The sequence below is a fragment of the Pseudanabaena sp. PCC 9330 genome, assembly GCF_055795045.1.
Map to the genome: position 1 here is coordinate 17,282 of NZ_JAYFES010000073.1, position 24,204 is coordinate 41,485.

18 protein-coding genes and 1 pseudogene are annotated in these 24,204 nt (G+C 57.4%); 10 read left to right on the forward strand and 9 right to left on the reverse strand.

The genetic code is table 11. The features are described from left to right. Positions 1–45: 45 nt before the first annotated feature. Positions 46–237 carry a hypothetical protein gene (locus tag AC0QKW_RS05445; protein WP_473150046.1) on the forward strand — a complete coding sequence of 64 codons (192 nt, stop codon included), beginning with the start codon at positions 46–48 and terminating at the stop codon, positions 235–237. Here the strand turns inward: AC0QKW_RS05445 and fcl are convergent. After that, on the reverse strand, positions 234–1,187 hold the full coding sequence (gene fcl, locus AC0QKW_RS05450) for a GDP-L-fucose synthase (RefSeq protein WP_473150047.1): 954 nt from the start codon (positions 1,185–1,187) through the stop codon (positions 234–236). The genes AC0QKW_RS05445 and fcl overlap by 4 nt on opposite strands. 162 nt (positions 1,188–1,349) lie before the next feature. Here fcl and AC0QKW_RS05455 point away from each other — a divergent pair, with 162 nt between their 5' ends. From AC0QKW_RS05455 to chrA, 5 genes are all read left to right on the forward strand, one after another. Next, complete coding sequence (locus tag AC0QKW_RS05455; protein WP_473150048.1) at positions 1,350–5,231, forward strand: hydantoinase B/oxoprolinase family protein; 3,882 nt, start codon at positions 1,350–1,352, stop codon at positions 5,229–5,231. A gap of 194 nt (positions 5,232–5,425) precedes the next feature. Then, positions 5,426–6,433, forward strand: coding sequence for an ArsJ-associated glyceraldehyde-3-phosphate dehydrogenase (locus AC0QKW_RS05460; RefSeq protein ID WP_473150049.1), 1,008 nt, complete (start codon positions 5,426–5,428; stop codon positions 6,431–6,433). Positions 6,434–6,502: 69 nt separating this feature from the next. After that, complete coding sequence (gene arsJ, locus AC0QKW_RS05465) at positions 6,503–7,750, forward strand: organoarsenical effux MFS transporter ArsJ (protein WP_473150050.1); 1,248 nt, start codon at positions 6,503–6,505, stop codon at positions 7,748–7,750. A gap of 166 nt (positions 7,751–7,916) precedes the next feature. Next, a complete protein-coding gene (locus AC0QKW_RS05470; protein ID WP_473150051.1) occupies positions 7,917–8,237 on the forward strand; it encodes a PadR family transcriptional regulator in 321 nt (106 codons plus the stop codon). A gap of 63 nt (positions 8,238–8,300) precedes the next feature. Then, entirely contained in the window at positions 8,301–9,575 is a 1,275-nt protein-coding gene (chrA, locus tag AC0QKW_RS05475) for a chromate efflux transporter (RefSeq protein ID WP_473150052.1), read from the forward strand. A gap of 10 nt (positions 9,576–9,585) precedes the next feature. On the opposite strand, the gene AC0QKW_RS05480 is transcribed toward chrA, so the two are convergent. Beyond that, positions 9,586–10,893: a phospholipase D-like domain-containing protein gene (locus tag AC0QKW_RS05480; protein ID WP_473150053.1), complete on the reverse strand. Its 1,308-nt coding sequence runs from the start codon at positions 10,891–10,893 to the stop codon at positions 9,586–9,588. Between the two features lie 365 nt (positions 10,894–11,258). Between AC0QKW_RS05480 and AC0QKW_RS05485 the strand changes: the two genes are divergently transcribed. Beyond that, positions 11,259–13,775, forward strand: coding sequence for a GH116 family glycosyl hydrolase (locus AC0QKW_RS05485; protein WP_473150054.1), 2,517 nt, complete (start codon positions 11,259–11,261; stop codon positions 13,773–13,775). Positions 13,776–13,974: 199 nt separating this feature from the next. Here AC0QKW_RS05485 and AC0QKW_RS05490 read toward each other — a convergent pair whose 3' ends face one another. From AC0QKW_RS05490 to AC0QKW_RS05515, 6 genes are all read right to left on the reverse strand, one after another. Next, positions 13,975–14,196 (reverse strand): type II toxin-antitoxin system HicA family toxin, encoded by a 222-nt coding sequence (locus tag AC0QKW_RS05490; protein WP_473150055.1) that lies wholly within the window; start codon positions 14,194–14,196, stop codon positions 13,975–13,977. Then, positions 14,196–14,441 (reverse strand): type II toxin-antitoxin system HicB family antitoxin, encoded by a 246-nt coding sequence (locus tag AC0QKW_RS05495; RefSeq protein WP_473150056.1) that lies wholly within the window; start codon positions 14,439–14,441, stop codon positions 14,196–14,198. The genes AC0QKW_RS05490 and AC0QKW_RS05495 overlap by 1 nt, the downstream gene beginning before the upstream one ends. Positions 14,442–14,663: 222 nt before the next feature. Then, a complete protein-coding gene (locus AC0QKW_RS05500) occupies positions 14,664–17,069 on the reverse strand; it encodes a tetratricopeptide repeat protein (protein WP_473150057.1) in 2,406 nt (801 codons plus the stop codon). A gap of 9 nt (positions 17,070–17,078) precedes the next feature. Continuing rightward, positions 17,079–17,483: a hypothetical protein gene (locus tag AC0QKW_RS05505; protein WP_473150058.1), complete on the reverse strand. Its 405-nt coding sequence runs from the start codon at positions 17,481–17,483 to the stop codon at positions 17,079–17,081. A gap of 350 nt (positions 17,484–17,833) precedes the next feature. Further along, entirely contained in the window at positions 17,834–18,523 is a 690-nt protein-coding gene (locus AC0QKW_RS05510; RefSeq protein WP_473150059.1) for a DUF4079 domain-containing protein, read from the reverse strand. A 124-nt stretch (positions 18,524–18,647) separates the two neighbouring features. Continuing rightward, positions 18,648–19,415: a hypothetical protein gene (locus AC0QKW_RS05515; protein ID WP_473150060.1), complete on the reverse strand. Its 768-nt coding sequence runs from the start codon at positions 19,413–19,415 to the stop codon at positions 18,648–18,650. Between the two features lie 748 nt (positions 19,416–20,163). On the opposite strand from AC0QKW_RS05515, the pseudogene AC0QKW_RS05520 reads away from it, so the two are divergent. Continuing rightward, positions 20,164–20,344: pseudogene (locus AC0QKW_RS05520) on the forward strand (arylsulfatase); the annotation flags it as partial. Between the two features lie 421 nt (positions 20,345–20,765). Then, positions 20,766–21,257: a hypothetical protein gene (locus AC0QKW_RS05525; RefSeq protein ID WP_473150061.1), complete on the forward strand. Its 492-nt coding sequence runs from the start codon at positions 20,766–20,768 to the stop codon at positions 21,255–21,257. A 114-nt stretch (positions 21,258–21,371) separates the two neighbouring features. On the opposite strand, the gene AC0QKW_RS05530 is transcribed toward AC0QKW_RS05525, so the two are convergent. Beyond that, on the reverse strand, positions 21,372–22,337 hold the full coding sequence (locus AC0QKW_RS05530) for a helix-turn-helix domain-containing protein (protein ID WP_473150062.1): 966 nt from the start codon (positions 22,335–22,337) through the stop codon (positions 21,372–21,374). A gap of 308 nt (positions 22,338–22,645) precedes the next feature. Here AC0QKW_RS05530 and AC0QKW_RS05535 point away from each other — a divergent pair, with 308 nt between their 5' ends. Next, complete coding sequence (locus tag AC0QKW_RS05535) at positions 22,646–24,136, forward strand: arylsulfatase (RefSeq protein WP_473150063.1); 1,491 nt, start codon at positions 22,646–22,648, stop codon at positions 24,134–24,136. Positions 24,137–24,204: the final 68 nt, after the last annotated feature.

Here is a 24,204-nt window from a genome sequence, read left to right on the forward strand (position 1 = left end):
AACCGAGTTTAATGGATTAGCACCGTGTGGTTGAGGAACGTGGCAATGACTGAACGAAATGAGGGCTGGTATGTCGTGCAGGGGGAAGATGGAACCTGCCAGGTGCTCTCTGCCGAAAACGTCAGCCGTGGGCAATTACAAGACCGGCGGCCTATGTGGGGGCCTTACGCCTCTCAAGATGAGGCGATCGCCCGGAGGGTAGGCCTCATCCGCAGCGGCAAGTGTGAACCGACCTAGGCGGCCTCGCGCCCCCGCAGGCTGTCATAATTTTGTAAGAACCATCTGTAGGTGTGCTCAATACCGGTCTTGAGATCGGTTTGGGCATGCCATCCGGCGGCGTTGAGCCGCGTTACATCCAGCAGTTTGCGGGGGGTGCCGTCGGGCTTGGTCGTATCAAACACCAGTTCACCCTCATAGCCGACAACGGCTTTGATAGTCAGCGCCAGTTCTTTAATGGAGACTTCCTGCCCGGTGCCGACGTTGACAAAATCGACCTCGTTGTAAGTGTTCATCAAAAACACCAGGGCGTCGGCCAGGTCATCGACGTAGAGAAACTCGCGCAGGGGGGTACCAGTGCCCCAAACGGTCACCGTGGGGTCGCCGTTGACCTTGGCCTCGTGAAACTTGCGCATCAGCGCGGGCAGCACGTGAGAGTTGGCCAGATCAAAGTTGTCGTTGAGACCGTAGAGGTTGGTGGGCATGGCCGAGATGAAATTTACCCCGTACTGGCGGCAGTAGTTTTCACAGAGCTTGAGGCCAGCAATTTTGGCGATCGCATAGGGTTCATTGGTCGGCTCTAAAAACCCCGTCAGCAGGTAGTCTTCTTGCATCGGCTGGGGGCACAGCTTGGGGTAAATGCAGGAAGACCCCAAAAACAAGAGTTTCTCTGTTCCATGGCGGTAGGCGCTGTGGATGATGTTGGCCTCGATCATCAAATTGTCGTAGAGAAACTCGGCCCGGTAGGTGTTGTTGGCCTGAATGCCACCAACCCGAGCGGCGGCTAGAAAGACATAATCTGGCTTTTCAGCAGCAAAGAACTCATCCACCGCCGCCTGACTGCGCAGGTCTAGCTCCTGGCTAGAGCGCAGTAGTAAATTCTCATAGCCCTGGGCTCTGAGGGTTCTGACCAAAGCGCTGCCGACGAGGCCACGGGAGCCAGCAACGTAGACTTTAGAGCGAGTATCCATAACAGTTAGTTGAGATAGCAATTACACGAGCACTCATGCAGATGGCTGAACCCCGTTGGCATGAGTCTGGCATTGGCTGTGGGCAATGCCAACGGGTTGCCTTTAGAGTTTAGCCGTAGTTCACAATGGGTTTTAGGCTGCTCTACAATTTCCCCTGACCCTATGATTCCATCTTTTCTACCTGGCCAGCGCTGGCAATTTTGGATCGATCGCGGCGGTACCTTTACTGACATTGTGGCTCGCCGCCCCAATGGGCAAATTGTCGTCCACAAACTGCTGTCCGAAAACCCCGATCGCTATGCCGATGCCCCCATTCACGGCATTCGCGATCTGCTGGGCCTAGGAGCGAATGAGGTGATCCCCGCTGAGACGATTGAGGCGGTGAAGATGGGGACGACGGTGGCGACCAATGCGCTGCTGGAACGAAAGGGCGATCGCGTCTTGCTGCTCACCACTAAAGGATTCTGCGACGCTCTGCGCATTGGCTACCAAAACCGGCCCGACATTTTTGCCCGTCACATCGAGCTGCCGGAGATGCTCTACGAGCAGGTGCTTGAGGTTAACGAACGCCTCACCGCCCAGGGGGAGGTTCTGACGCCGCTGACTGATCAAGAGGAGGGTCGCCTCAGGCAGGAACTTCAGCGGGCGTTTGACTCAGGGATTCGGGCCTGTGCCATTGTTTTACTCCACGGCTATCGCTACCCCGCCCACGAGCTGCGCCTGGGAGAATTGGCCCGTCAGGTCGGCTTTACCCAGGTTTCTATCTCCCACCAGGTGAGTCCGCTGATCAAACTCATCAGCCGAGGCGATACGACGGTGGTGGATGCGTACCTGTCGCCAATTTTGCGGCGGTATGTGGATCGGGTGGCGGGGCAGTTGCAGACCCACCCCTACCCCTCCCGGTCGGAAACCCACCCCTACCCCTCCCAGGAGGGGATAGACGCTGCCAAAATCCAAAATCCAAAATCCAAAATTCAAGACTCGCCTCCTCGCCTCATGTTCATGCAGTCCAACGGCGGGCTGACGGATGCGGCGCTGTTTCAGGGCAAAGACAGCATTCTCTCTGGGCCTGCCGGGGGTGTAGTCGGTGCGGTGCAGACCAGTCGCCAGGCGGGCTACGATCGCATGATTGGCTTTGACATGGGCGGCACCAGCACCGATGTGTCGCACTACCGAGGTGAATACGAGCGCAGTTTTGAAACCGAGGTGGCCGGGGTGCGGCTGCGGGCACCGATGATGGCGATTCACACGGTGGCGGCGGGGGGCGGCTCGATCGTCAGCTTTGACGGCAGCCGCTACCGGGTGGGGCCAGAGTCGGCGGGGGCCTATCCGGGGCCGGCCTGCTATCGTCACGGCGGGCCGCTGGCGGTGACTGACTGCAACGTGATGGTGGGCAAGCTTCAGCCGGAGTTTTTCCCTCATGTGTTTGGCCCAGAGGGCAATCTGCCCTTGGACAGCGGCGTGGTGCGAGGGAAATTCACGGCTTTGGCGGCAGAAATTCAGGCGACCACAGGGGATGTGCGTAGCCCTGAGCAGGTGGCGGCGGGCTTTTTGGCGATCGCCGTCGAAAAAATGGCCAACGCGATCAAAAAAATCTCGGTGCAGCGAGGCTACGACGTTTCTGAATATGTGCTGTGCAGCTTTGGCGGAGCGGGGGGCCAGCACGCCTGCCTAATTGCCGACGCCCTGGGCATGAGGGAGGTGTTTCTGCATCCCTACGCGGGGGTGCTGTCGGCCTACGGCATGGGGCTGGCGGATGTGCGGGCGCTGAACGAGCGATCGGTCGAGCTGCCCCTGGGGGAGGATACGCTGACTGAGATTCAGCAAATTGTAGAGTCCCTTGCTGCTAAGGGTTTAGAGGAGTTGGAACAGCAAGGGTTTACCCTCGACAATCCAAAGTCTAAAGTTCAGGATTCTCTCATAGACCCACCCCTACCCCTCCTAGGAGGGGACGAGCCAAAATTCAAAACTCAAAACTCAAAATCCCCCCAAGTGCTGCCTCGCCTGCTGCTCAAGTATGAGGGCACCGATTCGACTCTGGCTGTGGATTTTGCGGGGGTAGAGGCGATGCGATCGCAGTTCACCGCTCTGCATCGCCAGCGCTACGGCTTTGCCCAGGAGGGTAAGCGCCTAATTGTCGATACCGCCGCCGTGGAGGTAATCGGCCACACCCACAGCCCCGAAGAGTCCGAGATCCACAAGGTTCGCACCACACCTCTGGTGCCCAAAACTATCGTCCCCGTCTACACTGCTGGGGCATGGCATGAGACGCCTGTTTACCATCGGGAAGATTTGTGTCCGGGGGATGCGATCGCAGGCCCCGCCCTCATCATCGAAGCTACCGGCACCAACGTGGTTGAACCCGGCTGGAATGCCACTTTTACCCCCAAAGGGCATTTGATTTTGAAGGCAGAAGGCAGAAGGCAGAAGGCAGAAGACAATCCAAAATTCAAAGTCCAAAATTCAAAATTACCCGATCCTGTTCTGCTCGAAATTTTCAACAACCTCTTCCGCGCCGTGGCTGAAGAAATGGGGATTACGCTGCAAAACACCAGCTACTCAGTGAATATCAAAGAGCGGCTAGATTTCTCCTGCGCGCTGTTTGATCAAAATGGTCAGCTCGTGGCCAATGCGCCCCACATTCCGGTTCATCTGGGCTCCATGGGCGAGAGCGTGCGGAGTTTGATTGAGGCTAAGGGCGACGGTCTAAAACCCGGCGATGTTTATCTGCAAAATAACCCCTACAACGGCGGCACCCACCTGCCCGATATCACCGTAATCACACCCGTATTTTTGGCGGCGACCCGCCCCTCCCAGGAGGGGACGAACCACTCCCCATCCACCCGCCCCCTCTTCTACGTTGCGTCTCGGGGGCACCACGCTGACATAGGCGGTATCACCCCTGGCTCAATGCCACCCGACAGTACGAGTATCGAAGAAGAGGGTGTGCTGCTCGACAACGTGCAGCTCATGGATCAGGGCCATTTCTTAGAAACTGAATTACTGGAAATCCTGACTACAGCACCTTATCCCGTGCGGAACTCGACGCAGAATATCGCTGATTTGCAGGCGCAGATTGCGGCCAACGAAAAGGGGGCACAAGAGCTGCAAAAACTGGTAGATCACTATGGTCTCGACACGGTGCAGACCTACATGCAGCACGTACAAAACAACGCCGAAGAATGCGTGCGCCGAGTCATTGATCGCCTCCACGACGGCCAGTTTACCTACGAAATGGATGATGGCAGTCAGATCGCCGTCCAGGTGACAGTGAACCGGGAACAGCGCAGCGCCACAATTGACTTTTCTGGCACCTCTCCCCAGCGACCCAGCAACTTCAATGCCCCGGCGGCGGTGTGCAAGGCCGCCGTACTCTACGTGTTTCGCACCCTGGTGGATGACGATATTCCGCTTAATGCGGGCTGCCTGAAGCCGCTGGAAATTGTCATTCCCGCAGGCTCGATGCTAAACCCGCAGTACCCGGCGGCGGTGGTGGCGGGCAATGTGGAGGTATCGCAGGCGGTGACCGATGCGCTATATGGGGCGTTGGGTGCGATCGCGGCCTCCCAGGGCACCATGAACAACTTCACCTTCGGCAACGCGCACCACCAGTACTACGAAACCATCTGCGGCGGCTCGGGGGCTGGCCCCGGCTTCCCCGGCACCGATGCGGTGCATACCCACATGACCAACTCGCGCCTCACCGACCCCGAGGTGCTGGAGTGGCGCTTTCCGGTGCTGCTGCGCGAGTTCGCCATTCAACCGGGCAGCGGCGGGGCGGGGAAGTTTGCGGGCGGTAACGGCATTGTGCGCCGAGTAGAATTTCGCGAACCGATGACGGCAGCGATTCTCTCGAACCATCGGCTAGTGCCGCCGTTTGGGCTGGCAGGGGGTCAGCCGGGAAAGGTGGGCGAAAACCGGGTAATCCGCGCCAATGGGCGGGTGGAGGTGCTGCCGGGGCAGGCTACGGTGGCGGTGGAGCCGGGAGACTGCATTCAAATTGCTACGCCGGGCGGTGGCGGCTATGGCGCATTACCGCTGTAGGGCATGGAGAGCCCCGACGGGTTGAGGAGTCGCCAATTTTCAATGTAGCCAAGGAAACTTGACAAATCAAGTTTCCTTGAAACAATAAAAGCATCAACTTTTTTTGAAATAACGATTCGTAGGTCAGGGCAAGCTTGCCTTTGGCCACTGCTTGATGCGTGGATGTGTTGGCGCGATCGCGCCCAGGAGAACGTATGGTCAGAGTTGCCGTCAATGGATTTGGCCGCATCGGGCGGCTGGTGCTGCGGGCTGGCTGGGCCTTCCCAGAGCTGGAATTTGTCCACATCAACGAGATCAAAGGCGAGGCCGAAACCTGCGCCCACCTGCTCAAGTTCGACTCAGTGCACGGGCGCTGGGATCGCGATGTGGAAGCCGTAGGCAGCGAAAAGTTCACCATCGACGGCACTCCCCTCACCGTTAGCGGCCACGCTGCCCCCGGCGAGGTGCCCTGGGCCAACTACGGCGTTGACCTAGTGCTGGAGTGCTCCGGCAAGTTTCGCGCCGTTGAAACCCTGGCTCCGTACTACGACAACGGCGTCAAAAAGGTGATCGTTGCCGCCCCAGTGAAGGAAGGCGCGCTGAACGTGGTCTATGGCATCAACGACCATCTCTACAATCCGGCAGAACATCACCTGCTCACCGCCGCATCCTGCACCACCAACTGCCTGGCTCCGGTAGTCAAAGTAATCCATGAGGGGCTGGGCATTCGCCACGGCGTCATCACCACCATCCACAACCACACCAACACCCAGACCATTGTCGATGCCCCCCACAAAGACCTGCGCCGCGCCCGCGCCACGGGGCTGTCGCTGATTCCCACCAGCACGGGGTCAGCTACCGCCATCACAATGATCTACCCCGAGCTGGCGGGCAAGCTCAACGGCCTGGCGGTGCGGGTGCCTTTGCTCAATGCCTCGCTGACCGACTGCGTGTTTGAGGTGGCGCGCTCCACCACCGCAGACGAAGTAAATCAAATGCTCAAGGCCGCTGCCGACGGCCCTCTGCAAGGCATTCTTGGCTATGAGACTCGTCCCCTGGTATCCATTGACTACCTCAACGATCCCCGCTCCTCCATTGTCGATGCCCTTTCCACCATGGTGGTCGATGAGACCCAGGTGAAAATTCTCGCCTGGTACGACAACGAGTGGGGCTACTCCTGTCGCATGGCTGAGCTAGCCCGCAAGGTAGCCCAGAGCCTATAGCCTCATCCATCCCGTGCGGGCGCACCGCAGTGTGCCCCTACCCATCCACCCATCTGCTCACCCACCCCCATGCCCCCCTCCACCTTCAAACCCGAAAGCATTCGCAACTACGCGATCATCACCGCTGCCTACTGGGGCTTTACCATCACCGATGGTGCCCTGCGAATGATGGTACTGCTGCACTTTCATGTGCTGGGCTACACGCCGCTTGAAATTGCCACACTGTTTCTCTTCTACGAAATTTTTGGCGTGGTCACCAATTTCTTTGGCGGTTGGATTGGTTCCCAGGTGGGCATTCGGCAGACCCTCTACGGCGGCATTGCGCTGCAAATTTTTGCCCTGGGGATGCTGAGCTGTTTGAACCCTGACTGGGTGGTGCCGGTGCAGGTGGGCTTTGTGATGGTGGCCCAGGCCTTCTCGGGCATTGCCAAGGATCTCACCAAGATGAGTTCTAAAAGCGCCATTCGTCTGGTGGTGCCGAAGGAGGCCGAGTCGCGCTTGTTTAAGTGGGTGGCGGTGCTGACTGGCTCGAAAAACGCGCTCAAGGGGGTGGGTTTTTTTGTAGGGGCGGCGCTGCTGGAGGGGGTGGGCTTTCGTTCGGCGCTGCTGATTCAGGCGGCGGTGCTGGGGGTGATTTTGATTTCGGGAGCGCTGCTGCCCGCTGGCATGGGCAAGATTGGCAAGAAGGTGACCTTTCGGCAACTGTTTTCTAAGAGCAAAGCGATCAACGTGCTGTCGGCGGCGCGGTTCTTTTTGTTTGGCTCGCGGGATGTGTGGTTTGTGGTGGCGCTACCGGTGTTTTTGTACGAGGTACTGGGCTGGACGTTTATGCAGGTGGGCACCTACATGGCCACCTGGGTGATTGGCTATGGCATTGTGCAGTTTTTGGCCCCACAGCTGCTGCGAAAAAACAGCGCCGGGAAGGTAGTGCCCAGAGCCAAGACGATTCTGTTTTGGACCTCGATTTTAACGGTGATTCCGGCGTTCATCGCTCTGATGCTGAGGGTGGGGGTGCGGGGTGACATTGCGGTGACGGTGGGGCTGGTGGTGTTTGGTGTTGTGTTTGCCTTTAACTCGGCGGTGCACTCGTATCTAGTTCTGGCCTACACCGAAGACAAGGATGTGACGCTGAACGTGGGCTTTTACTACATGGCTAACTCGGGGGGGCGGCTGCTGGGAACGATTACCTCGGGGCTGTTTTACCAGTGGTTTGGGCTGGTGGGCTGTCTGTGGGCGTCGAGTGTGTTTGTGTTGGCGGCGGCGCTGATCACCACCCAACTGCCAGATCCTAAGACTGCGAGTGCGGTGACGGTTTAGACCTGGGGCAGGCTAGGCGATCGATTCCTCATATTCCCGCTGTGGCAAGGCTCGGTATAGTAGGGGCAAAGAAACCAGGTAGCTGGGGCTGCTGGTGCTAGGCAACCGGTTTCTACCCCGCACATTGGCCTGGGCGATCGCCTGACTAGACCCTATAGCCAACCCTATGGATGGACGCGAATTTTACTCTGGTCTGATTCGCCTGCACATTTTGCACCACGCTGTGCAGGAGCCGATCTTTGGCCTCGGCATTATCGATGAGCTGGGCCGCCACGGCTACAAGCTCAGCGCTGGCACGCTTTACCCCATGCTCCACGCTATGGAGCGCAAGGGTTTTCTATCATCTAGCGAAGAGAAGCATGGGCGGCAGACTCGGCGCTTTTATCGGGCTACCGACCTGGGCAAACAGCAGCTAGAGGAGGCCAAGCATAAGGTAAAAGAGCTATTTGGCGAACTCTTTGAGGAGCCCGATCGCCCAGAAATGTAGTCTGCGCTATAGGATTTCGCTATCGAAAGTCGATAGACTGCTTTCAGTTATTTTTCCTATCCTATGAGCCAGCTTCCCGCGCCCGAGTCATCGGTCTTGGCCCCTGCCCCAGAGTCTCTGTCGGCCCGCCTTCAGGAGTTAGCCCGGCTGTTTTTTAAGCTGGGCTTGATTGGCTTTGGTGGCCCCCAGGCCCACATCGCCATGATCCACGATGAGGCGGTGGGGCGGCGGGGCTGGTTTACCGAAGAGCAGTTTCTCGAAGGGGTGGCCATCTGTGAAATGCTGCCTGGCCCCGCCTCTACCCAGACGGGCATTTACACCGGCTACCTGCGAGCGGGCCAGCTGGGGGCGCTGGTGGCGGGGCTGTGCTTTGTTGCCCCAGCATTTTTGATTGTCTTAGCCCTGTCGTGGGCCTACTTTAAGTTCGAAGGGGTGCCCCAGATCGAGCATTTGTTTCTGGGCGTTTCGCCGGTAGTGATCGCGATTATTTTTGGGTTTTGCTACAAGCTGAGCAAAAAGGCGATCAAAGACTGGCAGGGGGTGGCGATCGCCCTCACCGTGCTCATTCTTTTTCTCGCCTTTCGGGTCAATATTCTGCTGCTGTTTTTGCTGGCGGGCCTGGTCGGGTTGATCATCTATCGTCCCAGGGTTCCCCCCCCAGCGGGGCCATCCCCCACCGCTAGCGCCTGGCTGGCCCCGCTGCTGCCCCTCACCCAGGGGCCAGCCGTTTGGCTAGCCAACCTCCCTGCCGAGCCTGCCGCCGCCGCCAGCTTTTGGGGATTTGACCGCATTCAAGACTACCTGGTACCCCTCACCACCTTCTTTTTAAAGACCGGGGCCTTTATCTTTGGTGGCGGTCTGGTGATCATTCCCCTGCTCGAAGCCGCCGTGGTCGATGACTTTGGCTGGATGACCCGCAACCAGTTTATCGACGGCGTCGCCCTGGGCGAACTCACCCCCGGCCCGGTGGTGATCACCGCCGCCTTTGTGGGCTACAAGGTGGCTGGAGCCTTGGGGGCGCTGGTCGCCACTGTCGCCATTTTTACGCCGTCGTTTTTGTTCATCATGTTTGCCTCGCCCTTTTTGGTGCGGCTGCGCCAAAACCCCTGGGTCAAGAGCTTTCTCAAGGGGGTAATGCCTGCGGCCCTGGGGGCGATCGCCGCCGCCGCCATTCCCCTCGCTGGCGCGGCGCTGCTGCAACCGACCCTGCCCCGCACCCTGGTCGCCGTCGCCGTAGGCCTGGCTGCCCTGGTGGCCCTAGTGCACTTCCGTCGCCCCACCTGGCAACTGGTACCCGCCGGGGCCGTGGTTGGGTTGCTGGCGGGTGCAATAGTCTAGGCACAATGCTCTACAGCAAGTTTTTTAACAGCAGTGCTGCCCGGCCCTTGAGAGCTTCGGGGCGCGGTCGGTTTTGCCACTCGGCGTAGGTGAGACACTGGCTGTCGGACAGCGCACGGGTAAAAAATTGCTCTACCTTCTGGGCCAGCTCGGGGTAGACGCCTGAGATATTGAGCTCGTCGTTGTGAAAATAGCTGCGGGGATCTAAGTTGGCGCTGCCAGTACTCACCCAGGCATCATCTACCAGCATAAATTTGGCATGCATCATGCTGGGCTGGTATTCGCAGATGGGAATGCCCGCCTGGAGCAGAGGGCCGTAGAGCTCACGACTGGCCAGATGCACCATGCGTTTATCGGTGGCGGCACCCATAGTTAGAATTCGCACATCGACGCCGTTTTTGTGGGCCTCTAGCAGAGCGCGGGTGGTGTTGCCATCGGGTACAAAATAAGGGCTGCCAATCCACAGGCGCTGCTGGGCCGTCAATATGCCAATCTGCATGAGCATACGAATGGTGGATTCATTGAGGCTGGAGGTGTCATCGGTAATGTATAGGGGCGTTTCTTGCTGGGGCGTGGCAGCGCTAGCCGGTACCGGGTGCAGGTCATTGGCCAGGTTGATTTGGCCACCGGCATAGACCCAGTTGCGCAAAAACTTGCCCTGCAGCATGTTCACCACTTCCCCTTCGTAGGCGACTTCAAAGTCGAGCCAGGGAGCGGTGTCGTGATCAAACTCGGTGCCATCCCAACAGTCGGAAACACCGGCCCCGCCAATGTAGACGCGCTGCCCATCGATCAGCAGCAGTTTGCGATGCGATCGCGAGTTGTATTGCATCGGGGCTCGCCAGTTGGGCTGCCGAAAAAACTGAATCTCGCTGCCCACATTGCGCAGCCGCTGCCAGTATTTTTCTGGCATGGCTTCGGTGCCGTGGTGGTCAAACAGCAGCTGCACCCTGACTCCAGCCAGGGCGCGATCGGCGATCGCTTCGGCAAAGGCATCGGCCCGGCGACCAGGGGTCATAAAGTAGGTCTCGTACTGGATCAGCTGCTCGGCCCCGGCGATCGCAGCCCAGCGAGCCGCATAGATATCGTCGATCTCATGCCAAAAACCCGTCAGCCGCCCGGTAGTCGCGGTGGAGTTGGTCAGCCCCTTGAGCATGAGATCAAAGGTGGGGTCATCAACCAGGGGAACGTTGACAATGCCATAGTCAGCCTCTACCCGCAGCACCCCTCGCAGATAGAGCATTCCCGCCAGCCCCACTAGCCCCAAGCTAGCGACTATTCCCAAGCCCCAGATCACAGCAGTAGACTCAACCAGCATTGTTTATCAAATTGTTGAAGATCTCGTCATGCTCACGTCAAACCTGCCCCCGCCAAGGCATGGGGTAAAAATCCATGCTGAAGTAGGCTGCCTCACCTAAATGTCGGTCAAGACAAGAACGACAGCTCCTGATAGACAATTTTGTGAATAATCTGGACTCAGGGTACTGGCTTCAGGCTTAGGCAAGGGGGGGATATGGTTGAGAAACGTTACGGGTGATCAAAGCACCAGCGCCTTAGCAGACCTAGCATAGAAGGCTGCCGCTCGTAATATCTCTATCTTAGGAAAGGCGTTTAGGAGAGGCGTTGTTGTGCCCGTACCCCCGGCATACGCTTCTGGTAATCCTCTTCCGGTAAGATTTGGGGATGACTGAAATCCCACCTCTTCCCTCCAGTTCTTTGCCCAAAATTCCTTCCCAGGCGTGGCAGCGGCCTCTCGGCCAGCCCTGGGAGCATCACTACATCGTGCGCTACGGCAGCAACCTAGACGATGGCCCCAGCCATGGTGCCCCTCTAGGCGGGCTGGGAGCGGGCTGTGTGGGGCGATCGCCCAATGGCGACTTCAACCTCTGGCACCTCGATGGCGGCGAGCATGTGTTCCAGAGCTTTCCTGGCTGCCAGTTCGCCCTGTGGGAGAGCACCGGGGCGGGCACCCAGACCTACGCCCTCAGCACCGAGTCGCCTCAGGACGAGACTCTGTCCTCCTGGCAGTGGTATCCCGCATCCACCAAAGCACAAACTACGGGCAGCTACCACGCCCTCTACCCGCGCAGCTGGTACCACTACGAGCATGTCTTCCGCGCTCAGATCACCTGTGAACAGATCACTCCGATCTGGCCCCAAAATTACAAAGAAGCCAGCTATCCGGTGGTGGCCTTTGAGTGGACGGCCCACAACCCCACCCGCTTTCCCATCACCCTGAGCATTTTGGTGAGCTGGCAAAACATGGTGGGCTGGTTTACCAACACCCAAAAATCTCCCGAGGTACTCCAGCGCGACGACGGCAGCCCCTACTACGACTACGTGCCTGCGATCGCCCAAAGCGAGGGCAATTTTAACCAGTTCATCAACGCCGACGGCCTCAAGGCGCTGGTGATGGACGGGGCCTGGCAGGGTGAACCCAAAGAGGGCGACGGCCAGTGGTGCATCGCCACATTGGACGATCCGAATATCGAAGTTTCCTACGACCTGCGCTGGAACCCAGCGGGCGACGGGCGCGACCTGTGGGATAGCTTCGCTAAGCTGGGGCGGCTGATGAATCTGCTGGACACGTCCCCGGCAAACAAGGGGGAGCAGATTGGGGGTGCGATCGCCCTGCGCTTTACCCTACAGCCCGGCGAAACCAAGCAAATCCCCGTCGCCCTGGCCTGGGATTTGCCCGTGACGGAGTTTGCCGCTGGAGTGGTGAACTATCGCCGCTATACCGACTTTTTTGGCAAAACGGGGCGGAATGCGAGGGCGATCGCCTTTACTGCCCTCAGCGACTACAAAACCTGGCAGCAGCACATCGTGGATTGGCAGCAGCCGATTCTCGATCGCCCCGACCTGCCCGACGCCTTCAAAATGGCGCTGTTTAACGAGCTCTACGACCTGGCCAGCGGCGGCACCCTGTGGAGCGCCGCCACCGAGGCCGACCCCGTGGGCCAGTTTGCGGTGCTAGAGTGCATCGACTATCGCTGGTACGAAAGCCTGGACGTGCGCCTCTACGGCGGCTTTGCCACCCTACTGCTGTGGCCCGAGCTAGAGAAAGCCGTGCTGCGCGCCTTTGCCCGCGCCATCCCCACCCAAGACGAGCGGCGGCGGATCATCGGCTACTACGTCACCATGGGGCTAGAAAATCCCCCGGCGATCCGCAAGCTCAAAGGCGCGACGCCCCACGACCTGGGAGCGCCCAACGAGCACCCCTGGGAGCAGACCAACTACACCAGCTACCAAGACTGCAACCTGTGGAAAGACCTGGGCAGCGACTTTGTGCTCCAGGTCTACCGCGCCTACCAGTTCACGGGCGCGACGGATGTAGCGTTCTTAAAGGACTGCTGGCCAGCGGTGGTCGATACCCTGCAATACCTGAAGCAGTTTGACCGCGACGGCGACGGCATTCCCGAAAACGAGGGTGCCCCCGACCAGACCTTCGACGACTGGCAGCTCAAGGGCATCAGCGCCTACTGCGGCGGGCTGTGGCTCGGGGCCATGGAGGCGGCGATCGCGATTGCAGAAATCCTCACCGCCAATAACCTCGCCCCCGGCAATACCCCCATTCTGCTCAGCCAGTACCGCCGCTGGCTCGACAACGGCCTCAAGGCCTACCACCCCAAGCTGTGGAACGGGCGCTACTACCGGCTGGATACGGGCAGCGGCTCGGATGTGGTGATGGCCGACCAGCTCTGCGGCCAGTTTATGGTGCGCCACCTGGGCCTGCCCGACCTGGTGGAGGACGAATTCACCCTGTCGGCCCTCGATGCCATCTACGACGCCTGCTTTGTGAAGTTTAACCAGGTGGTGCAGAGCCAAGAACGCCCGCCCCAGCAAAAGTTTGAGGGGGCACAGCTGGGCAACTTTAGCGCGGCAACTTTAAAGATGGCGATCGGTGCGGCCAACGGCGTTCTGCCGGACGGTAGCCCGGAGGACCCCGACAGCACCCACCAGCAGGAGGTGTGGATTGGCATCAACTTTGGTCTGGCGGCGTTTTTTGCTCAGATGGGTAAGCGGGAAGAGGCGATGGCGATCGCCACCGCCGTCATCCAGCAAACCTATGACTATGGCCTGCAATTTCGTACTCCCGAGGCGATCACCGCCCTGGGCACCTACCGCGCCTGCCACTACATGCGCCCCATGGCGATCTGGGGTTTGTACAATGTGCTCACCGCCAGCACCAATCCGTAGGGTGCATTCGCGGCGCGGCACCCCCTGCTTCAACCCTTTCACCCCCGCCCGCCGCAATGCACCATCGAGAGAAACCGATTGTGGGGATTCTCTCGATGGGTGGGCGGTGCATTGCGGCACGGAGGCGATCGCCTTCGCACAAGAATCCGTTGGCCGCGAATGCACCCTACCGCTAGAACTGCTGCATAGAGATCTTGAACTATCGCAAGTTCTCCCATTCGTCGCGGCCAATGCCAGCCTGACGCAGGATTTTGCCCAAAAGAGCTTTGCTGATTTCTCCTTGGTGAGGATTAGGGATGGTGAGCCGGAGCATTTCTTTGACCATAAACTGATGCTTACCGCCAGAATATGGCCCTTCAAAACCCAACTGTTTGAGATAGCGAATCAGGTCTTTACGCTGGATGGGGCCAAAGGCAGGCATTAGGCCACCTCAACAGCGGCGAGGTTGAGGTCGATGCCGTCGAGAATGGGTAAGGGGTGGCCCAGGCGTAAACCCAGGATCAGCCATTCTTCTAGGGTGCTCTGGAGTTCCTCACGACAGGCTTCGAGGGTGGCCGCGTTGCTCAAAACCCCTGGGCAGGTGGGAATTTCGCCGTAAAAGGTGCCGTCGTCTAACAGCTCGTAGACCGCTTGATGCATGGCGGTTTGGATGTAGCGAGTCAGCATGGGCGAGTAACCGTGGGCTATAGAGCGATCATAGGCCAAATCAATACAGTCGTAGGGTGCATTCGCGGCGCGACACCCCCTGCTTTAACCCTTTCACCCCCGCCCGCCGCAATGCACCACAGCGAGGAACCCGGTTTTGGGGATTCTCGCGATGAGTGGGCGGTGCATTGCGGTGCGAGAATTGGTGGGTTATGGGCGTGGGTTTGGGGCCGCGAATGCACCCTACCGCAGGAGCCACCACAGCAGGGCAGAAAATCCAATGCCGAGCAAGAACCATAGAGCGATCGGGATTTTCAGGCGAGATAGCAGTATTGGGTTGCCAATGGTCGGAGCTTGCTTGGGCTCTACGACAATTTCTTCGGCCAGTTTATAGAGTGCTTGCTCACAGTCTTCAACGTGTTGTTGTAAGCCCATGTTGTGGAACAGCACGTTTGCTGCTTCGTAGGCTTGGCGAGCGTCCCATTTCTCATCCAATCTAGCCAAAGCTCTGCCAATGTTAAAAAGGGCAATGGCCTCACCATAACGATCGCCAATCTCCCTCTTGATAGCTAATGCATACTGATAATGCTCAATCGACTGGGGGTATTGCTCCAGCGCACGGTATGCATTGCCCAAACCACCTAAGGAATCGGCTTCGCCCCGGCGATCGCCAATCTCTCGTGCGATCGCTAACCACTGCTGGTGATACTCAATCGCTGGGCGATATTGCCCTAGCGCATGATACGAATTGCCCAAACTGCCCAAGGCACTTGATTCACATCTACGATCGCCGATCTCCCGAGCGATTGTTAATGCCTGCTTGTGGTACTCAATTGCTTGTGAGTATTGTCCCAGCGAATGGTGCACAAGGCCCAAATTGCATAGAGAGTTGGCCTTGCTTCTGCAATCGCCGATCTCTTGTGCAATAGCTAACGTTTGCTGAAGGCACTTGATTGCTTGTGGGTACTGTCCCAGCGCAATGTATGCACTGCTTAAATTTCCTAGAGAATTAGCCTCGCTTCTTCGATCGCTGGTCTCCTGCGCGAATGCCCATGTCTGTTGAAAGCACTCAATCGCTTGTAGGAATTGTCCTAGCGAATTGTATACATTGCCTAAATTACCTAGGGAAATGGCCTCGTAGTAGCGACTTTCCTGCGGGAACGCTTCGCGAATACCGATCTCCCGTGCGATCGCTAACTGCTGCTGGTGATACTCAATGGCCTGGGGGTATTGGCCCAGCGAACGGTACACAATGCCCAAATTGCCGCAAACCGAAGCAAAATTGAGCCTCTCTGCGGTGGTGGGTTGCCACTGCTGATGAAGCTGTCCATACAGGTTAGCCAGGGTAGTGTAGTATCCCCGCAAATTAAAAAAACTGTCGCATTCAATCGCTACGGTGGCCGCATCGTTGAACCGCCCCAGCTGTATCAGGTGGTAGAAAGTTTCCAGAGATTCCTTCGCAGCCTCTTGGCTGTCGTTGGGGCCAAACTCTTGTTGCCGATGGCTCCAAAAATAGTCGATCGCCCGCTCATGGGCAGTGGTCAAATCGCCCGCCTGCCGCTGCACAAACTCACGAATGCGGGGCTGTAGACGAAATTGCAGGTGACCAGCAGCGCTGGGCTGGGCCAGCTCTTGCAGCAACGATCGCCGATCCAAATCGCGCAGGTCAGCATCCGTTACAGGCTGCTCTAGCACCAAGGCAGCGGCCATCTCCGCCGTAAATTCGTTTTGAAACACGCTCACCTGGTTCAGCAGGTGCCGCAGCGGCCCCGGCAGCCGCTCCATGCTCCAGGTCAGCACCTCCTCAGCGCTGATATTGGTCTCGTAGGGGCGATCGCCCCTCAGATGAAACAGGTTCTCGAACTGTTCTAGATGGCTCACCCGGCGGTTGCCAGGGCGATACTCATTGCACAGCCACCCAGCCACCAGCGTCAGCGCCAGGGGGTTGCCCTGCACCCGCCGCACCAGGGGCAGCAGATCGGCGGGGGCATCCTCTACCCCCAGATCCACCAGAAGCGCCGCCCCCTCCTCCGGGCTCAGTCCCTCCTCCAGCAGCAGCCACTCCGACTGTCGCCAGCCAAAGTACCTGGGCGGATACTCTCGACTGGCCAGCAGCAGCACACTCTGGCTGCCCAACTGCTGAAAATCGCGCAAAAAGTCGGCGTAGCCCCCCTGCCACTCCCCCTCCGGCGTCAGCAGCGACTCCATATTGTCGATCGCCAGCAGGTAGCGACCCGTTTGCAGATGGCGCAGCAGTCGCTGGGGCAGGTCTTTGTCATCCATGGCCTGCACCTGGTCGAGGGGCACCTCCAGCTCCTGCAACGCCCGCCGAGCCAGAGTCGCCAGGTTGGTGCCCGTACGCACATCGGCCCAAAACTTACTGGCAAAGCCGGGGCAGTCGGCAAAGGCTTTGGCCACCAGGGTTGATTTGCCAATACCTCCCTCGCCCCGCACGCCCACAATGGCGGTGGTGCCATCTTGCAGCCAGGTGGTCATGTCGCCAAGCTGAGCCTGCCGCCCCTGAAAGTAGCGCAGGTCGGGCAGGGGGTCGCTATAAATCAGTCGAGCCTTTTCGGCCTCGTGAATGGTGATGATGTTGGTCTGGTACTCAACCTTGTCCAGGTTGACGACCCCAATCTTTTCAACCACCGGCTGGCCCTACAGGTTGATGGTGTTTTGCTGGTTGATGATGGTGCCCTGGTTGACGACACCGATTTTTTCCGCCAGCTGGGTCATGTTTACGATCGCCCCCGGCTGGGCCTGCACAGCGGTCTGGATGGCCGCCGCCGCGCTTTGAATTTCACCATCCTGGGCGGCCAGGGTCTCCACGGTTTTGACCAGGGCGGCAGTGCCGTGGGTGGCGGGCTGCTGCTCGGCCAATGCAGGCTGCTGGGCCACCTGCTCAATGGCCTGAGCGGTGGCGGGGTCTTTTTTGCGCAGGGAGGTCAGAAAGCCGCTGACCAGGTTCCACAGGCTGTCGGATAGCTTTTCGCCGGTTTTTTCAAAGGCTTTGGTGGCCACCAGAGTGGCGATCGCGGCGGCAGTCAGGCTCACGGGTTCCATCGCAGCGGCTCCAAGGGGGCGATCGGGCTGCCCCCATTGTAGGCTATGGCTTTGGGGCGATCGCCACCCTGGGCACCTACCGCGCCTGCCACTACTGCGCCCCATGGCCATCTGGGGTCTGTACGAGGTGTTGACCGCAGCGAACCCTAAGCAACCTCATTTCGAGATAACGACTTCCCCTCCTTGGGAGGGGTGCCCGAAGGGCGGGGTGGGTCAAAACTGCTACGGAAAATAAGCTTCTGAATATAGGAAGATCCCCTGCTGACCTTGACTAACCCACCCCTACCCCTCCCAGGAGGGGAAAGTGACTCTGAATTATGTAGGGAGTTTTCTTATCCCGAACTCATGTTCTAACAGGTCTTATTGGCGAAGTCGCACTGAAATATAAACGGCTCTTGCCAGTGCAGCGGAATCTCTAACAGATCGCGCACACCGGTAATGCCCTGACTGATAAACAGCAGCACCGCCACGGTGTTGAGGGCGGCATGGGCCAAGCGCCAGCGCTTTGACTTGTAGATCTCAGGCAGGGTCGCCAGGGCAAAAATCATCAGCATTGCTGCCGCCATGCCCAGATAAAAGTGGGAAACATACCACTCAATGCCGCGCCGCCATACGCCTGGCTGCATACCCAGCAGCCACAGCCCCGTACCGGTGAGGGTCGCCATTACCCCTCGCCACAGAGGTGTTGTAGCCCGGTACAAAAAGACCAGAGAGGCAATGGTCAGGGCAAATATCGCCAGCACAAAAAATCCCCGAAAGGGGTCTTCGACCCAGGCGTTTTCGCGGGTAATGGTCTTGAAAATAGGATGGGCCAACCCCAGCAGCACCAGGGCCACCACCGACCCCGAGAGCCACTGACCAACGCGCATATGCTCTTTGCCAACCACCGGAGCAATGGTGGATTTCTCTTGGTTGACCACCGCCAAGCGCCGCTGGCGAGTTTGTACGGCAAAGTAAAATGCCACCCCAATCAGCGGCATCAAAAAGGTAACGGCCAGAAAGGGATGCAGGAGCCTGAGAAGATCGGGAGTGTCTAGCATGGTAAATTCCTCGGGGCAAGCATGGGAATGCAACGGTTTTACTCTAAATCATCCGACCCAACGGCGCGGTAGCCACCGGGGCACGGTCTAAAGCCTAAACTACGTTTCCTAGGGTAGCGGCTCCCTAGGCCCAGAGATTAAAGCGAGATAAATGTTGCTCTAGGGCCTGGGGCAGCTGCTTGGCAATATCGGCTTTGGTCTTAAAGGTCAGCCGATTTTGAGCGGGCAGGTCAAAGGGATATTGCCCGGCGATATCGGGTCGATCCATCTGGGCTAGCAAGATCTGCTCAGCGGGCTTGGCCTGGAGAGCATAGCCCATCTCAACACACACATGGGGGCTGGGCACGAGCAGCGTAGGGCTGCCTTCTACCATGGTGATCGGGGTGCCATCGGCCACAAACAAGAGCGCTTTGCGAATCTTGCGGGCCAGGGCACTGTTGAGCCGGGCGGGGCCATCGCTGAGCCGGTGCGATACTTCGAGGGTGAGCGCTACGCGAGATTTTTGGTTCAAGCTCTCGACAGCATCGGTGAGCGCCTGGTGCAGAGCCTCGGCAGAGGGGCTGTACTCTGGCTGGTAGCAGAAATAGATGATCGGCTCTAGGTGAGCCATCACCTCCTGCTTGGTGAAATAGATCTCGTGGCTGATCAGGTCTATGTTGGCGATCGCATAGCCGCCGCTGCCCTCGATATAAAACTCTACCGTCTCGCCATCGAGGTACCGCTGAAACCAGGCCGACTGCTTTACCTCATCGCTGTCGTCAAGAAAATCGGCCCGCAGCGCCGACTTGAGCAGGCTGTTTTTGCTCAGGCGCAGGTCGTGGGGGCGTTTTTCTAACTCTCGTAGCGGTTCATAGGCTTCGAGGTACCAGGCTTTGAGGGCAATAATGGCCATGGAGAGTCATCCTGTGGGGCGGTGGGTTGGCCCTCGGGGGCCGGTCTGATCGGGCATGAGTCCAAAATTATCGCTTGATTCTAAGGCCAGATGGAGCCTCACAGAGGAACAAAATCGAAAGAAGTCGTTCCGCCCTACCCCAGGGCCGTCGGCAACCCTCTAGATGCTTGGGGTTGCTGAGCACCGGCATGCATTCAAGTATTCATGGTCCTCCCAGGGGCGCGCTGCGCCCCCATCCCCACGTTCGCACTGTCACTCAGCAAGGCCAGATTCTCCGTGGGAAGGCAATCTAGGTCAGCGTCTCGGGGTCTATCCCCAGTGCTCGTAGTTTGGCAGCCAGAATATCGACCCTTTGCCTAGCGTGGATCGAACAGATCAATTGTACTACATTTGTCTCGATGGCGGCACGCTTGGTTAGGCTTAGGGAGACTGTTTCGATTCGCGAGAAGGACAAGCGATTGTACGGGCGGAGAAGACACTTCCCATCAAACCAGGGGACAGCAGTCGCTGGCCTTGAGCGCCCGAGCCAAACAGCGCCTGTTTATGGGCAACCATTGTTCGTTGAACTGTAGTGACAGATCCTTCAACGCGTCCAGCTTCTAGCTGGGTGACTGAGGCTCATAGGCGCGATCGCGATCGCCCAAGATTGCGCTTTGTAAAGAACGGCAAATTGGAATTTTCGGATATTCACGCATAGGCAAGATCTCTATAGTGGCCCATGCGGTGCATCTCTAGCACTCACTCTGCATCTGGCATCGCCGCCTTTATTACCGGGCAAAACCCCATTCGCACCGGGTTGACCAAGGTGGGTATGCCGGGAGCCAGGCTGGGACTACAAAAGAAGGCCCCACCAAGCTGAGCTACTCAAGCCCCTGGGCTACACCACCGGCCAGTTTGGCAAAAATCACTTTGGCGATCGCAGACATTTTCCACAGCAGGCGACAGATTAAAACTCGGATTTACTGTGGGCAGCGAGATGATCGGCACCTTACCGCAACCGATACATCAAGTTTTGCTGTTCTTTAAAGTCAACTATTTATCTTCAAAAAAGAAAATTAGTTTTGGAGGCCTTATTTTTTTGATGCTCTGATCGAGACATATATTAACCAATTTAATGTTACGATTCAGGCGACTCTAAGGGGTTATCATTTTAAGATTTTCATAACGCCAAACAACTGATAACATCAGCTCTATCTGAGCAGCTAAAAGCTGTTCAATACAATAGAGTGATGTTTTTTCAAAGACTCAATCAGCCTCTGGCTAACATAGCAAAACAACACATCTAATGCTTAGAAACTTCTGACTCCGATCAGAATCACTCAAAAAATATACGAAGGATATGACTGCACCATGAAAAAACGCTACTTGCTCGGACTAGTACTATTCGCTAGTTTAGGGTCACTAGTAGGTATGCTGGGGGTCGATGTCAAGGCCAATACGCCAGCTCCAGCCATCAGCCAAGCCAGCCAGAGCAACACCTGTATTGATTTACTAGAGGTCACAACCGGTCAATCTCAAATTCGGCGGGTGATTAAATTCTCCCTCTTTGGCCCCGGCAACATTCATTTAGATTTTGCCGTACCTCCCAATGGCGCTATCGACTATTACGAAGTAACGTTTGTGCCTGAGAACAATGCGACCTATGCCATAGGCGTCAACTTCAGATATCCCGATGGTTCCCAGGCAAACGTTTTCTCTACCTCGGCAGCAGTTGAGAAAGATCAAACCTATTCCCGACGATTCGTTTCTCCAACCGGTGAGCGGCCCTTTCTCATCAATACCAGCGTTGGCGGTGAAAATAATATTGCCTACAATATTAACGTTCGTGGCTGCCAAAACTAAGTAGCCAAGCCCAGAGATTGGGTGCGTCACCGCTCAGCGTAACGCACCCAATCTCTCGCAAAAACACTACGGCAGCGTTTCATTTTGCCCCTCTACTGACTCGTGAAAACCTGTCTATAGGAGCCCCCTCAAGGTCTCCGAGGGCGACTCACCAAACATACGCCGGTAGTCACGAGAAAAATGGCCCATGTGCCAGAAACCGTAGCGATTGGCAAGACCAATCACTGTGGCTTGAGTTGGGTCACTGGCCTTGAGCGCTCGGCGCACCCCGTTCAGTCGCACAGTTTTGAGGTAGGCCATGGGGCTGAGGCCAAAAATCTCTTGAAACCCGTAGGAGAGAGCACTTTTACTGGTTTTGACCGCTTTGCAGATGGCCTCTAGGGTAATGGGCTCGTCGAGGTGGGCCAGCATAAATGCCTCGGCCTCTTGCACCAGGGTGGCCCGGCGAAAGGGGTGAGGGCAGGGCCTGGAGCAATTATCATCGCTAAAGCAGTTGACCAATAGGGGCAGTAGGTCACCCATAATCAGGAGGTAAGAACGCCGCAAAAAATCAGGGTTCGTCACCGCCAGGTGAAAGATTTGGTTGAGGTAGTCGCGTAGATCGTCCAGCCGATGGTCTTCAATTTGGATGGTGTTTTTCCGAAAAAATTGGGTGTCTAAATCATCGCGGTCTACTTCCTGGAGGTACTGCTGTAGTCGCTCTACAGGCACCAAAACAATCGCCATTTGAAAGTTTTCTGGGGTAATTAAGCTAATCTCGCGGGTTGGGTCAAAGCCAAACAGCGACTGAGGCGGCAGTGCTTTCCTATGGCTCAGGATCTGGCCATTAGGCTCAGTCAAGCTAACGCTAAAGATCTGGCTATTGGGAGCCTTAGCCCCCTGGCTATAAAGACTACAGCTAGTGGTCAGGCGCACCAGTTGCAGATCCTCAAATTGAACCTTGGTAACGGAACCTGAAAATTGTCCAGATTCTAGCTGGGTTAAGGAAAGCCCCTCGGCATAAAAGGCTTGGCCAAAAGCATCAACATCCTGAAACTGACGATACAGAATAGGACTAGGCCGATCTAATGTGTTTACCACGTTGGGCTTACAGCTTCAAAAACTGAGGCATCAGACATTGGCTAAGCGATCGCTAAGGTCAAAGGGCTCTCCTTCGGCTCATTGTTATGTTAGCTCACGATTTGTAACTATCAGCCAGGTTGGAAGTTTCGGATACTCAAAGAAATCCGCGATCACTATAGTGACATACGTCCTGCATCTCCATCCCCAGTTCTACATCTGAGACATCGTTGCTGTCTCGGTCATAGCAGATATTACCTAGGGCAGTCCCCGGCTGCTCTTAAAACCTTTCAATAACATCAAAACCCTTTAATACAAGGAGAAACCACATGCCAAACGGTAAGCCTAACATTCTCATTCTCTGGGGCGACGACATCGGCTGGTGGAACATCAGCTATAACAGCCGGGGCCAGATGGGCTACCGCACCCCCAATATCGATCGCGTGGCCAACGAAGGGGTGGCCTTCACCGACTACTACGCCCAGCAGAGCTGCACCGCTGGCCGCGCTGCCTTTATCTGCGGCCAAAACCCCATCCGCACCGGGTTGACCAAGGTGGGCATGCCGGGGGCCGATGTGGGTTTGCAAAAAGAAGACCCCACCATTGCCGAGCTGCTCAAGCCCCTGGGCTACACCACTGGTCAGTTTGGCAAAAATCACTTTGGCGATAAGGACGAATTTTTGCCCACCCTGCATGGCTTTGACGAGTTCTTTGGCAACCTCTACCACCTCAACGCCGAAGAAGAGCCCGAAGACCCCGACTATCCGAAAGATCCTGAGTTTAAGAAGCGGTTTGGCCCTCGGGGTGTGCTGCACTGCCTGGCCGATGGCAAGGGTGGCCAAACCATCGAAGATACCGGCCCGCTGACCAAAAAGCGCATGGAAACCATCGATGACGAGGTGACGGAGCGCGCCCTGGGCTTCATCGACAAGGCCCACCAGGACGGTAAGCCCTTCTTTATGTGGTACAACACCACGGCTATGCACTTTCGCACCCACGTAGCCGACAAGAACAAGGGCAAGAGCGGTCAGGGCGACTACAACGATGCGATGGTGGCCCACGACGAGCACATCGGCGAAATGCTCGACAAGCTAGATGAATTGGGCATTGCCGACGACACCATTGTTATGTATTCCACCGACAACGGGGTTCACTACAATACCTGGCCCGATGCGGGTATCACCCCCTTCCGCAGCGAAAAAAACACCAACTGGGAAGGCGGCTGGCGCGTCCCGGCGTTTCTGCGCTGGCCGGGTAAAATTCCGGCTGGCTCGGTGGTGAATGGCATTGTCTCGCACCAAGACATGCTGCCGACTCTATTGGCGGCGGCAGGTGAGCCAGAGGTGAAGGAGAAGCTGCTCAAGGGCCACACCATTGGCGACATGACCTACAAAGTGCATCTCGATGGATTCAACATGCTGCCCTACCTGTGTGGTGAAGTAGAGGAAAGCCCTCGGAAATACTTCTTCTACATCAGTGACGACGGCGACATTCTGGCCATTCGCGTCGGCGACTGGAAGACGGTGCTGATGGAGCAGCGGGCCAAGACCTTACAGTGCTGGTTTGAGCCCTTTGTGTCACTGCGGGCACCGAAGATCTTTAATCTGCGCCGCGACCCCTTTGAACGGGCTGACGAAAACTCTAACACCTACTGGGATTGGGTGATCTCCCACGCCTACTTGATCTACGGGATGCAGGCGGTGGTAGCGCAGCAGATTGAGGCGTTTACGCAGTTTCCACCTCGCCAAAAACCTGCCTCATTCAATTTGGATGCGGTAATGCGCCAGCTAGCGGAAGCGGGCAGCAGCCGCAACCACTAGATTCAACCTCTCCTCCTGGGAGGGGTAGGGGTGGGTCAGCCTAGACTCCGAGACCCACCCCGCCCTCC

Coding starts and splice junctions, on each gene's coding strand:
- AC0QKW_RS05535 (WP_473150063.1), top strand. CDS start 22,646: ATGCCAAACGGTAAGCCTAACATTCTCATTCTCTGGGGCGACGACATC.
- AC0QKW_RS05455 (WP_473150048.1), top strand. CDS start 1,350: ATGATTCCATCTTTTCTACCTGGCCAGCGCTGGCAATTTTGGATCGAT.
- AC0QKW_RS05525 (WP_473150061.1), top strand. CDS start 20,766: ATGAAAAAACGCTACTTGCTCGGACTAGTACTATTCGCTAGTTTAGGG.
- AC0QKW_RS05470 (WP_473150051.1), top strand. CDS start 7,917: ATGGATGGACGCGAATTTTACTCTGGTCTGATTCGCCTGCACATTTTG.
- arsJ (WP_473150050.1), top strand. CDS start 6,503: ATGCCCCCCTCCACCTTCAAACCCGAAAGCATTCGCAACTACGCGATC.
- AC0QKW_RS05515 (WP_473150060.1), bottom strand. CDS start 19,415: ATGGCCATTATTGCCCTCAAAGCCTGGTACCTCGAAGCCTATGAACCG.
- fcl (WP_473150047.1), bottom strand. CDS start 1,187: ATGGATACTCGCTCTAAAGTCTACGTTGCTGGCTCCCGTGGCCTCGTC.
- AC0QKW_RS05495 (WP_473150056.1), bottom strand. CDS start 14,441: ATGCTGACTCGCTACATCCAAACCGCCATGCATCAAGCGGTCTACGAG.
- AC0QKW_RS05460 (WP_473150049.1), top strand. CDS start 5,426: ATGGTCAGAGTTGCCGTCAATGGATTTGGCCGCATCGGGCGGCTGGTG.
- AC0QKW_RS05505 (WP_473150058.1), bottom strand. CDS start 17,483: ATGGAACCCGTGAGCCTGACTGCCGCCGCGATCGCCACTCTGGTGGCC.
- AC0QKW_RS05485 (WP_473150054.1), top strand. CDS start 11,259: ATGACTGAAATCCCACCTCTTCCCTCCAGTTCTTTGCCCAAAATTCCT.
- AC0QKW_RS05480 (WP_473150053.1), bottom strand. CDS start 10,893: ATGCTGGTTGAGTCTACTGCTGTGATCTGGGGCTTGGGAATAGTCGCT.
- chrA (WP_473150052.1), top strand. CDS start 8,301: ATGAGCCAGCTTCCCGCGCCCGAGTCATCGGTCTTGGCCCCTGCCCCA.
- AC0QKW_RS05445 (WP_473150046.1), top strand. CDS start 46: ATGACTGAACGAAATGAGGGCTGGTATGTCGTGCAGGGGGAAGATGGA.
- AC0QKW_RS05510 (WP_473150059.1), bottom strand. CDS start 18,523: ATGCTAGACACTCCCGATCTTCTCAGGCTCCTGCATCCCTTTCTGGCC.
- AC0QKW_RS05490 (WP_473150055.1), bottom strand. CDS start 14,196: ATGCCTGCCTTTGGCCCCATCCAGCGTAAAGACCTGATTCGCTATCTC.